General features: G+C 40.1%; 16 protein-coding genes. All 16 read right to left on the bottom strand.

Annotated features, from left to right (window positions below; translation table 11 throughout):
• Position 1: 1 nt before the first annotated feature.
• Entirely contained in the window at positions 2-364 is a 363-nt protein-coding gene (locus B9T25_RS06450) for a phage GP46 family protein (RefSeq protein WP_086187638.1), read from the bottom strand.
• A gap of 8 nt (positions 365-372) precedes the next feature.
• The gene (locus B9T25_RS06445; RefSeq protein WP_086187637.1) at positions 373-858 is read right to left on the bottom strand and encodes a phage baseplate assembly protein domain-containing protein; all 486 of its coding nucleotides are present in this window, start codon (positions 856-858) and stop codon (positions 373-375) included.
• Complete coding sequence (locus tag B9T25_RS06440; RefSeq protein ID WP_086187636.1) at positions 855-1,949, bottom strand: phage baseplate assembly protein; 1,095 nt, start codon at positions 1,947-1,949, stop codon at positions 855-857. Before B9T25_RS06440 ends, B9T25_RS06445 begins: the two co-directional genes overlap by 4 nt.
• Positions 1,939-3,126: a DNA circularization protein gene (locus B9T25_RS06435; RefSeq protein WP_086187635.1), complete on the bottom strand. Its 1,188-nt coding sequence runs from the start codon at positions 3,124-3,126 to the stop codon at positions 1,939-1,941. Before B9T25_RS06435 ends, B9T25_RS06440 begins: the two co-directional genes overlap by 11 nt.
• A 69-nt stretch (positions 3,127-3,195) precedes the next feature.
• The gene (locus B9T25_RS06430) at positions 3,196-5,280 is read right to left on the bottom strand and encodes a phage tail tape measure protein (RefSeq protein WP_086187634.1); all 2,085 of its coding nucleotides are present in this window, start codon (positions 5,278-5,280) and stop codon (positions 3,196-3,198) included.
• Positions 5,281-5,448: a hypothetical protein gene (locus B9T25_RS14550; protein WP_171262736.1), complete on the bottom strand. Its 168-nt coding sequence runs from the start codon at positions 5,446-5,448 to the stop codon at positions 5,281-5,283.
• A 65-nt stretch (positions 5,449-5,513) separates the two neighbouring features.
• On the bottom strand, positions 5,514-5,825 hold the full coding sequence (locus B9T25_RS06425) for a hypothetical protein (protein ID WP_086187633.1): 312 nt from the start codon (positions 5,823-5,825) through the stop codon (positions 5,514-5,516).
• A 3-nt stretch (positions 5,826-5,828) separates the two neighbouring features.
• Positions 5,829-6,206: a hypothetical protein gene (locus B9T25_RS06420; protein WP_086187632.1), complete on the bottom strand. Its 378-nt coding sequence runs from the start codon at positions 6,204-6,206 to the stop codon at positions 5,829-5,831.
• 115 nt (positions 6,207-6,321) lie between these two features.
• Positions 6,322-7,131 carry a phage tail sheath C-terminal domain-containing protein gene (locus B9T25_RS06415; RefSeq protein ID WP_086187631.1) on the bottom strand — a complete coding sequence of 270 codons (810 nt, stop codon included), beginning with the start codon at positions 7,129-7,131 and terminating at the stop codon, positions 6,322-6,324.
• Between the two features lies 1 nt (position 7,132).
• A complete protein-coding gene (locus tag B9T25_RS06410) occupies positions 7,133-7,855 on the bottom strand; it encodes a hypothetical protein (RefSeq protein ID WP_086187630.1) in 723 nt (240 codons plus the stop codon).
• Between the two features lie 5 nt (positions 7,856-7,860).
• Positions 7,861-8,157: a hypothetical protein gene (locus B9T25_RS06405; protein ID WP_086187629.1), complete on the bottom strand. Its 297-nt coding sequence runs from the start codon at positions 8,155-8,157 to the stop codon at positions 7,861-7,863.
• Positions 8,158-8,160: 3 nt separating this feature from the next.
• Complete coding sequence (locus B9T25_RS06400) at positions 8,161-8,775, bottom strand: phage protein Gp37 (RefSeq protein ID WP_086187628.1); 615 nt, start codon at positions 8,773-8,775, stop codon at positions 8,161-8,163.
• Complete coding sequence (locus B9T25_RS06395) at positions 8,769-9,197, bottom strand: gp436 family protein (RefSeq protein WP_086187627.1); 429 nt, start codon at positions 9,195-9,197, stop codon at positions 8,769-8,771. The genes B9T25_RS06400 and B9T25_RS06395 overlap by 7 nt, the downstream gene beginning before the upstream one ends.
• A 10-nt stretch (positions 9,198-9,207) precedes the next feature.
• Complete coding sequence (locus tag B9T25_RS06390) at positions 9,208-10,116, bottom strand: Mu-like prophage major head subunit gpT family protein (RefSeq protein ID WP_086187626.1); 909 nt, start codon at positions 10,114-10,116, stop codon at positions 9,208-9,210.
• Positions 10,113-10,526 carry a hypothetical protein gene (locus B9T25_RS06385; RefSeq protein ID WP_086187625.1) on the bottom strand — a complete coding sequence of 138 codons (414 nt, stop codon included), beginning with the start codon at positions 10,524-10,526 and terminating at the stop codon, positions 10,113-10,115. The genes B9T25_RS06390 and B9T25_RS06385 overlap by 4 nt, the downstream gene beginning before the upstream one ends.
• Complete coding sequence (locus B9T25_RS06380; protein ID WP_086187624.1) at positions 10,523-11,590, bottom strand: phage protease; 1,068 nt, start codon at positions 11,588-11,590, stop codon at positions 10,523-10,525. Before B9T25_RS06380 ends, B9T25_RS06385 begins: the two co-directional genes overlap by 4 nt.
• Between the last annotated feature and the right edge of the window lie 186 nt (positions 11,591-11,776).

The raw sequence follows: 11,776 nt of genomic DNA, 5'->3' as shown, positions 1-11,776 counted from the left end.
ATCAACCACCTACGGGAACAAAATAAAGAATTTTTTGGATTTCGCCTGTTAAACGGGTGGCAGCAACAATTAAATCAATTCGGCTTCTTTCTGATTGTTTTGCACTGACAACAATTGAGTCAAAACGCCCTGGTACTAAATCGTTAAGTGCTTCCTCTGCATATTGTTTTGCAAGTAAGACATTACGAGTTAAATCCTTTGAACGTTTTAATAGATATAAACGACTGCCTAAATTTGGATTAGCCCAGAATTTACCGCGGTGAATACCTAACCGCTGGCAAACACACTGCACATCATCATTAATAAATGCAGCATCAAGGCTGAGCAGCACATAATCTTTGGTTTCTAAATTAATCGTTGCCATGTCATCACCTACATTTTCTGATTAGGAGGCGGTGTATTGCCATTGTTATGTTCGTTGTAAATGTCACGCATTTCTTGCATAGAGCCTTTTTGATCAATGACATCGCCATTTAGTACGTACAGGTTGCCGTCTTCAACAAACAGATCACCGCCTTTGATATGCGTACCGTCTTCCTTCAGCCAAACTGAATGACCGAATTGGTCATAAATGCAGGTTTCACCTTCTTGAACATCAATAACAATTGCACCGCCTGAAGTAGCGATAACCACTGATTTTGACGTTTTACCTTGCAATGGAATCACCACAACACGCGCATCTTTAGGAACAAAAGAACTAAAACCAACGTGTTGAATCAGCTCAACTTCATCCATGACTTCATCAGCAAAACCAGTGAACTGAAGCATCTTTGAACCGCCACGCGCGACGATGCCCAGGAACGTTTGTCTAATTTGACCTAGACCTTTTTGTATTTGGCGCTGAACGGCTTCAATCACTTTTTCGCTCCTTTTTTCACAACTGCTTTTTTAGTTGTTTTAGCCTGTGGATCTTTATATAAAAGGGGTTGCGCCCAATCACCCTGACGGTTTAGCTTTAATAATGTTTGTTTACCGTTAGAACGTGAAAGCGTAAGCGTGCGTCCCGTGACAGCCCATTTTGCAGTTGCACGAACCAGTCGATTACTCTGAAAATTTAAATGCCAACCTGTGGACCAAACTTTATTGTCTATAGACCAACCGACCACATTTGCAGTCATGGCATAAGCTTGCAGATTGTTATCTTTTTCTATTTTTTGGATTGCAGTGTCTGCTTCAGCTTTTGTTTCCACATCTGACATAGAAATGATTTTTAAACGCTTATGTGTGTATTGAGTACTTGCAGAGATACCCGATAAAATATGCTGACCTTTACCATCTTGGCTTAGAATTTTAATATCTGAAAAAACGTTAGAAATGTCTTCAGTATATTTAGCATCAAGGACATTATTTGTATTGCTGCGTTTATGCAGTTGTAACGAGGTTTTAACTTGATAAGCATTGGCAAAGGGATCACCAACCACCAAAGTACCATCAGGTTCAAGCCATACATGTTGACCAGTCACTTGAGCTGCTTTAACGATGGCATCCCACAGAGATTCGCCTGGTTCAACTGAAACTTTATTCTTTAACCAGCTATTATTTTGAATACGTACATCGTGAAATAAATTACTTAAATCACCTGACAACACATATTTATTGATTAGTTCTTCAAGGTTGATTTGACGACCATTAAAAATAGGTACTGAGCAATCAATTAGTTGACCAACTAAATCACGACCTGAAATTTTGAGTGCATAACCAGAACGGTCACAGCCTTCTTCAACGGCATCTGCAATACTGGTCAGAATAAGTTCATCACCATAAAATGCCTGAATTTTTGCACCTGATTTAATTTCATCAGGAATTGTTAAATCATCTTTACTAAATAGACTAAAGCTCCATCCCTCTGACGGTGTATCAATTGCACTATCAACCGAGGCATTGTCCCAGTTATTAATTTCATAACCAGCGATCACAAGGCGAATAGCATTATTTTGATTATCGAGCATAGACGGTAACTTCCATGCCAGGGCGAAGTACTGCTGGGTTGACCAAATCAGGATTTAAACGACGTATTTCACTGGCACGATTCATATCTTCATAAAGATAATGCGCTAACCAATGTAAAGTGCAGGGCACTTCAACTTTTGCAGTTGTAATCGGAGGATGGATTTCAATGAGTTCTTGAATCTGTAAATGGATTTGATCAGCAACATCTTTATAGATTTGGATTTGACTAACAGCATCTAGTTCAACAATCTGCTCACGTTCAATATTGATTACTTGTTGCAAGGTTTGACGGTTTTGTTGACGAATGACTGCAAGTTCAACTGGAGTAAAACTGGTTTCTTGATTTTGTGCCATTTCATTGCGTACAGTTGCAACGACACTTTGAGTGATTGCAATCACTGATGCGACTTGTGTTGCACGCCATAATTGCTTTAATTCTTCTGGTTCAGGCTGACTATCATCCGTATCAAATAGTAGGTCAAAACGCTGAATACGATTAACCACATCACGCCATTTTGAAATAGCTGAAATACTGGTATCAAAAGTGACGAGTTTAGTAATGTCATCAATTAAACCAGTTGCCCAGGTGTCTGGAGATAAAATATTTTCAATGGTATTTTTGGCAAGCCCCATGACATTACGTACAGTATCTAAGCCTGTTCTGATTTTATTAATGACGTTAAAAAAGGCATTATTGTCATTCAGTTTTAATTTTTCTAACGCTTGTTTTAATGCTAAAGCAGGGTTTTTAACAAGATAGATAGGTTGAATAAGATTCTGTGTTTTGACTGGAATAAAGCGTTGTTTTTTCTGACTCTGTGCAATGACAAATTCAATCGTAAATAAACAAGCATCATAATTATCAGCATCATGATTCACATTGTGGCTCACGACTTGAGCATTACATATCCCAAAGATCGGATGAATTAATTCCCCCGATCCACTTTCTTCTAATGCTGCTAAAAGGGCATTCAACCAAATTAAATAATCATTGCCCGCATAAATGGCTTGAATAGAAATACGACGCGGTTCATTTCCCATATCTTCGACTGAAGCATAGTTAGAGTATGGTGCTTGCTGAATTGATACAGTTTTGGACATGGAATCGCTGATCGTCGTACATTCAAACTGTACGCCTCGAAAACTTGCATCATGTAATTCAGTTGCCCAGCCCATAAAAAAACCCCACTATCTGTGAGGTCATTATTTCAATGTTAAGATGGTTTTTAAGTTGGAAATGATTCCTTATTTTCGGAGTAAATAAGCAGGTGGTGCACCATGTCTTTTTTCTTCAGTAGCTGAATTCATGGATTGCATTAATGGGCTCGAACCAGGGAAATCAAAGACAGGTTTATTGGCTTGTGTCACGCTAATTAATGTACTGAGCTTGCCAGATAAGTCAGCAGAAAACTTATTAGCTTGCTCTTGCTGGGCAATCATCTGATCATACTTTGCTTGAGCTTCAACAGCTTCCTTAGCTTCATCATTACCAAAAAGAGCAAAAGTGCGAGCAATGGTTTCACCAATCTTATCGCCAAAATTTGTACCTTCAACTAAGTTTTTACTGATGAGTGTTCCTGCACCATAACCAACAGCTCCAGCTGCCGCAACAGCAGCTGCGGGACCACCTGCACGTGCTGCGCTTGCGACTCCACCAACTACTTTACCAGCACCACCTTTTCCACCTAATACAGTTGCTACACCAGCACCAGCTGCCAGAGCAGTCAATGCTACTGTTGCTGCATAAGCAGCAGTGGCAACACCTTCATGCTTAGATGCGATATCTACCATGCCATCTTTAACCGCAGATAAAGGGCCACTGAGTGCATCATAGGCTTTAGATTGAGCAAATAGTTTTTCTTGATTCATAGCTTGATCTTTAGACCATTCTGTTTGCTTGATCATTGCAAGATCTGCATCAACAGTACCGCCAGCATTGCCAATTTCTTTTTCAAGTTCAGCCGTTTTGTCTTTATTATATACAGCAGCCATTGCGGCCATAAGCGCTTGTCTATCAGCTATAATCTGGCCCATATTTGAACCAAGTGCAATATTACTCATATCTTCAAGTTTGGCTTTGCGTTCTTCAGGTGTTTTAGCTGATAGTGCTTCTTTTTGTAATTTAGAATATTGAGCATTGCCTTGTAGCTGACGCTCTAGCAGTTTCACAAATGCTTCTACGCCATAAACACCTTGTTCACGTTGTTGTATTGAATACGCCGACCAGTCAAAAACCTGCTTAGCTTTTTTCCCGTTTCCTTTTGTTTTAGTTGGATCGCCACTAGATGTATCAATAGCATCTGCAACTGAGTCACTGAATTCTCGACTTGAAAGTTTTTGCAATAAATTGACTACATTATTACCAGCTGCATTACTATCTGCGGCAGTAGTTTTAGCAACCTGATTTAATGCTAATAATTTCACAAGACCTTGATCACCCGAATATCCAGAAGCACGAGCCATAGCCATTTGTTCAGGCAAAAACTTAGCCATATCTTTATATTCAAAACTTCCGACTTGTCCAGCTCGCATTGATCTATCTTGAGCAAGACTTATATCTTTGACTCCAAAGTTTTGCATTGCTAGCGTCATTTTTGCGGCATCTACAGTATCTGCACCTGCGGCAAAAGCTGTTTTAGCAGATGTTTTTAATGCAGGTGCAACATTATTTACATCGTATTTACCAGATGCAATCAACTCGTTTAATGCAGCTGCAACATCTTCGCGCTTACCACCAGCAGTTCGCACAGCATCTTTTACATAGCCTTCTAATGTACTAATTTTACTTAATCGTTGTTCAGTATTTAAACCTTGTCCACCTGTTGCCGTTGCGGCAATGTAGGTCATTTGTTCAGCATAATCACGCGGTTTTTGTAAAGCACTTGAAACAACCATTCCGCCTGCAACACCAGCACCACCCAGTGCCGCACCTTTTTGCCATAATGAAGCAGTATGTTGAGCATCTTGTTTAACCTGACGGCTTGACTGTGCAACTTGCTTCATCCAGTTCGCCATTTGTTGCGTACTGGTTTGCTGTTGTTTCAGTTGCTGACTTTGTATCTTACTTTGAATTGACTGTTGACGCAGCACACCTTCAAGCATCCGATTTGTACGTAGTAATTGATCACCAGCACGTGCAGTATTAACAGTCGCTTGTGTGCCAGCTTTTGCTGTTTGTACAAATTTTGCTTGAGCAGATCCGATCTGTGTCCATTGTTGATTTATCTTAGTTGTAGCTTGGACTTGTTGGTCTGCGACTTTTTTAAGCTCTTGACCAGCATTGCCCTTAATCTGAAGCGTTAAAGAAACAGTCGTATTCTTACTCATGATTTACCTGCTTTCTGAATGTTTACGCACAGTTGAAACATAAGTTGTATTGCCAGAAGATTTAGGTGCGTTAGATTGCTGAGGGACAGCGTTAGAATCCAGTTGTTTTCTTTGATGAGTATTATCCAGCCGCTCATCACTAAGTAATGCCATTGCCAAATTCAGGGGCATATCCTTTGCTTCTAAATATGGAATACCAATGACAAAAAGGGCGCGTATTAACCGCGCCCTTAGTTTTAGCTCTCGGCTTTCTCCTTTGCCTCAAGCTGACTTTTTAAAGTGTTTAAATAATCAATATTTGCTTTAGATGAATGCCCAAGCATGTCATAGCTAATTTCATGCTCAGCACCATCATCAGCAATTAATTTGATCATAGCCACCAAATCAGCAATACCAATCCATTGGCCTTCTTTCATGCCTGCTTGTGCTTGATAATATTCAATAGCCGTTAATTGAATCATCACAATTTTTTTACTTTCAATTGTGGTTTGACCAACTAATTTCTTTAATGCAACAGGCAGTTCACCTTCAACTTTAATTTGATCCATGTGTTACATGCTCTCTTTCAGTTTATCTAAAGCAAACATGCTCAGATTACGACGTGTTTCACCTTCAACACTATATGATTCACTGACTTCTGTAGTGGTACAGTCAACATAAGTCGTTCGATAATTACCCGTTGGTGATTCAATAGAGATTCGAGCATCTACAGTATCATCCCAATCAATAGTGTCTTTGCCATCTGGAATTACAACCGCAGCGCTTAATGCGTAACCCTTAACACCACTGGTACGATATTTTGTACGTTGCTCTCGGTTCATAGTCGGTACAGGGCGACGACCTGTTTGTTCTTGAGCTTCACATGTGGCGCAGTCATATTCCTGCCCATTCACAATCAGTACGATTGACCCAACGACTTCTTCAGCCATTTTAAAATGCTCTTATTAAAGATGACTTATTCTTAAACACTTTTAAAGGTTATTCATTCGGAACTGTTTCCATAAAAAAGCCACTCGGTTGAGTGGCTTTTTAAATTATTTATAATCAGTAAACATTCAGTGTTGCAGCAACTACATGCATACCACGCACCCAGTCGGCAGGGATAGCAGCATTCACACGATAACGGTCAATTGCATCTTCAGTTACGGTTAAATCATTTGTTGTCGCTTTTACGTTTTGTAAAATTTCAGCATGGTCTAACTTCAATGCTTCAGCAAGAAAAATAGACCGTAAGTTACGACGTTGTGCAGCAGTATTTTTACGACGACGTTCTTTCGATGCTGCGGTACGCATCACTTTACGCACATAATCAATGGTCAACGCACCATTAATATCAAGCATCAAATCATCATCATCACCAGAATCTGGATTTACACGATAAGTAGACACAGCACGTACAATTTCTGGAAGACCATCTGCACCCGTTTGAATCATACAAACCCCCTGATTTAAGGCAGCTTCAACACGTTCAAACGTTAATTTAAATTGATCTTCAACCGCAGTGATACCACCCAAATTAACGCCATTAAATGGCAATGCAGGGTCAGCTGAATCAGCCAAAGCTGATGCCATTGCTGCTGCAAGTTCTGGTTCTTGACCACCTGCGCCATGATAGCAAACACATACAATACGGTAACTTGTTTTAACTTCAGCTTGTGCTGCAAAAGCTGTAGCTTCAACAATATCAGAGAATGGAATAACTAAAATTACTGGTTTTTGGTTGATTGCATCACTTACAGAGTTTAAGTGATCAACCCAAGCCCGAACTGAATTTTCACCAACTTCGGCATTTGGTGGTGAAGACAATGCGATAATTGTGTGCCCAAGTGGGGCGATAATATCTTGAATAGACATATTATGTACCTATATTCCAATTAACAAGCGCACAAGAATGAAGGGTTATATCTTCACCAAAAATGGTTTGAATAAGATCATGCTCAGCATTTGGTGTTAATAAAAATTCAATCGTATTTGATTGAGCTTGAACGAAGTTTGGATGATCAACAGAACCGCCTTGAATCGGCAGATCTTGCATTGCTAAAAATGCCTTTTGACCACTATTGGTTGTCACTAAATCATCAAAAAAACCGTAATAACCTAGAATATTTACGAATACGGCTTTAGCTGGCGCACCTCCTGCATTCTCATTTTTAGTAATTACTGCTCCACCATTTACGCGATAAGAATATTTATATTGCATACCAATTTCAGGAATGGTCATATCAGGTACATAAAGTACAGTCGGTATGCAGACAGGTTCAACACTCTCTTTAGGTGCTAAACAGAATTGAATTACACCCTCATCATCAATATCAATTGTCGGGTTCATATTGGATTCTTTTACCCCCCAATAATCACCAGATAATGGTTTAAATTTAACTCTAATGAAGTTTTCACTCTTATTAGTGCAATAAAAATCTCCATCACCATTACCCTCAATAATATTATTTAATTCTGGAATTTTACTCATCATATAGCCAACACCCCAATCATCAGGGTTTTGGAATAATTGATCATTTACCGTGATATGGAAAGCACCTGTCCCGTCAGTAAAGTGAGCATCAAAAGTTGCCCCCACACAGCTTATTCCGCTGGAGGTGCCAACTTTCCCAAAATTTGCACATCCACGACACGATTAGTTTTGATTGCAGCAGTGATCATACGACCTGCTTCACTTTGAACTTCACCACCAAATATAGCTTCCGCTTGAGCCTTGTCATAAATAGAAATAGGTATGGATTTACCATTTTCTTGTTGAGGATGTTGATCATTAGTAATAAACAAAACATGATGAATATTTGCAGGCAACCCAGTGCGCTGCGTATTAATATTTACATCTGTATAAACACCCGGTGTTTTTAAATTGTCAGGAATAGACATCTGTTAATCCTTTTTTAATTCAACTAAATCCGATTCATCAGCTATGCCAAAATCTTTCGGATCAAAGTAATAATCAATATTTATACGTTCGATATACGCTTCAGTTTCAGCTTCTTCACGATCCCGATCTGACGCTGTAATCGTGTACTGAGTTGTAAATTCTTGAGATAAAACACTGATCGATTGACCACGTGTTTTAGTATTAAAAATGGTTTTTGTTTTGCCCAGTTCTAACGCAGCTAGTCCTTTCACATTTACTGAAGATAGGTCATTGCCAATCAGTAGATTTTGCACTCGTGACAACATTTCAAATGAACCAATGTCGGCACCTGCACCATGACGACGTGCTTCTTCATTACGAACAGAGCGTGAACCCACCAATACCGCAAAAGTAAGTGGATATTGAGTTTTGTTATTACTAGTTTTTTTAGGCGTTCCAGAGCCAACAAATGCGATCCAAATGGCTGGAAAACTATTTACCCAAATCAACGTGTCATCGTCAAATTCACCACCATAGGTTTTAATTTCACGAATCCATGGCCATGCTTTCGATTCAATCTGATTAGCCAGAATTTCTTTAATGCCTTGCTCAACGATGCTTAAATCAGGACTTACCATCCACCATTACCCCAATCCCGACGACCAACTTGCATCATTACGTTATTGTTTGCGGTCTTTACTGGTGTTGCTTCACCAGTAGGTGAACCGCCTAATGCAATCGTGCCTTTTGAAATTTCTCTCAAAGTCTTAACAGCACTGTCATAACGGGTTTTGATTGGATCATTGTCAGACATCGCGCCCGTGCAAGCATGATAGCGTGTCAAGTGACATGCCAATGCTTCAAGAAATGGTGGCACAAGTTGCAAGGGCAAAGCATAACGTGCAGCAATATAGCCTTCGATTTCACTGTTGGCTTCCTCAAGGGCAGCATTCAATTTATTAAGGTTAATTGCATCCTGATAAGGTGCTTCATTGTCTGTGAGTTCAATGATTTCTTTTTCACCGAACTTACGTATTATTGCTTCAACCGTTGCAAACATGTGCTGACTCCTACGCTACCGTACCGTCAGAACCAAAAGCCAGTTGCCAATGACCATAACCAGCTGCACCACGAGCTTCAGCACCAAACTTGAATTCACCTTCCATAAATACAGCATCAGACTCGACTGTAGTTTGCTGTACAAATACTGGTTTTTTACGAGGTTGGTAAATAAATGGTTTAAGTGGTTTTGTTGTATCTAACAAGAACCATGCATCAGCACTGGTTAACCATGGCGCAAGTACAACTTTGGCTGTGCCTTTATAAAGATTGGCTGCACCATCTTCTAAACGATCCGCATTAATCAGCGTGTTGGCAATGGCTTCTAATGCTGGTGGTACAAGCAGTACATTTGGAATGACATTTAATGGACGACCATCTTCATCTTTCATGCTCATCAATGCAGTACGTGCAGCACCGTAGGATACTAGAGCAGCGGCTTGCGAAGCAGCTGAAAGTTTTTTAGTACCCTTATTGCTGACGCTGGCTTTACCGACAGGATGGTTGGTCGCAAAGTAGGCTTTACCGTCATAGCATTTAGACACGAATCCAGTATTGACCGCACCAAAGACTAATTCATCGGGCCACTGTTTTGCAGAGTGTCCAGCACCTTGCGCTTGAGTTGCATAAATACCCAACTGGTCATCTTCAATATCATCACGTTTTACTGCAATCGTGGCTTCATAGGGCTTATTAACAATGATGTATGTATATTCAGACAGTTTTTTAACTTGCTTTTTACCGACCCATTCTTTCATGCCTGGAAAGCTAGAAAGCCATGCATAATCATTATATTTACCAGAACTTGGGACTTCACTTGCAATGTCTTGCCATTGGCTAGGTGCAGCAGTAAACGCACTTGTAAAGGCTTTGCTTAAATTTAAAAAGATTGCTGAAATTACAGCGCCATTAATTTTCATGCGATCCATACCCCATGTTCGTTAACTTCTAAAACCACACCAGCTTCCGATTTTGTATTCGTTGCAGAGGTAGCCGATACAGTTTGTGCATCTGTGATGTAGCACTTCTTGCCAACTAAGGCTTGAGTCACGGCATCAGCACTTGCGTTATCAAGTAAGAATGCCTGATGAGTACGCACGATTACGAAAACGTCACCATCTGCACCACCCGTGTTATCAATGCTTTCATCAAATACACCTAAATACGTTAGACCTGTTGCCGTTTTGCCTTGTTCAGCAAAACCAGTTGAACCTGCCACAGCAATAAAGCCTGCGAGTACAATGACATTTGCTTTGACAGGAACTCGAATTAAGCCCAAATCACGACGGGGCGTTTGTCGATCCTGCCCATTTAATAAAATGCTACTCATACTGCATTTGCTCCTAAATCCTGACCCATTTGACGTGCTACTTCTAAATCTTCAGCTGTGAATGGTTGTTGCTGATTGTTGGCTGCAATTGGTGTTGTTTGAGTTTGTTGTTGAGTTAATGCGGCAATTTTTGGCAAGCCTTCAAGGTGTGCTTTGACAAAATCAGGGTTGGCTTTGGCTTGACCTTTAATCCAGTCAATGGATACTTGACCTGTTAAACGGCCATCAGAGCAGGCAGCTACAATTAAGTCATCCAGCTCTTTGGCTTGTACATTTGCATTTGCTGTTGATGCACTTGAAAGAGCTTCTTTATAAACAGCCATGGGTACAAATTGAGTAGGGTCAACTTGATTGTTTGCAGCAATTTTTAATTGATCAATTGCAGTAACAGCATCAAACAGGTGTTGTCCATTTGCAGCCACTGTAACGCCTGTTTTTTCATTCAGTTGAGATACGAGTTTGTTGAGTTCTGCAATGATGTCTTCAGCAGTTGCTGAGATAGGCAGATTCAACATCCAGCGCAAACGTTCTAATAATTCTTCGTTCATTTCAGAATCCTGAGATGTTGATAAAAAATCTTGAGCCAGCGCAGCAAGCTTTGCTTCTGGCAAGGTATCCAAATTCGGTGTGTTGGTTAAGGCGACACTGTGCAGTCCAAGAACTGCACCAGTGGTGTCATAGAAAAGGACAGGGGAAATGTATTTATATTCATCCGACTCAATAAAGCCCTTAGCTTTATCAGTCCATTCAAATTGCGTGCTACATATCCCAACTCCTTCTACGTAGACAAAACCTTCAGGCTTTAACCATCCAGCAGCAGGAGCAGCATCACCAGTTGCAGCGGCTTTTAAAGTCGAATGCTCATAGTCAACAATCATGTCAACATGACGTTGATTTAATACAGCAACAATTTGTTGACCCTGTTCAGGCGTTAGATTCCAAGATGGTGCATCAAATGGACGACCATCAATGCCACGGAATTCACCCTCTGGAATAATCACAAAATGTTCAGACTGTGCTGATAAACTTAATGAGCAAGCAGCAATCAATGTTTTAAGCTTCATACTTCTGCTTCAGGTTTTAAGAAGCTTAAGTATGAAAAAATGGAAGGGTATTTGGGGTTGGAAGACGTTCCTTATTTTTGAAATAGCGATTTCTTTTTGTTTTGCGTTCTAAGCCAAACTTAAAGCAAAGACAACAGATTCATCATGAAGCTTTTTTTAAATGTCACAGTAGAAATCTAACGGCTA

The organism is Acinetobacter sp. ANC 4470 (assembly GCF_002135335.1).
Lineage (GTDB): Bacteria > Pseudomonadota > Gammaproteobacteria > Pseudomonadales > Moraxellaceae > Acinetobacter.
Note: the sequence above shows the minus strand (reverse complement) of the source record. Positions and strands in the feature narration are given on the sequence as shown.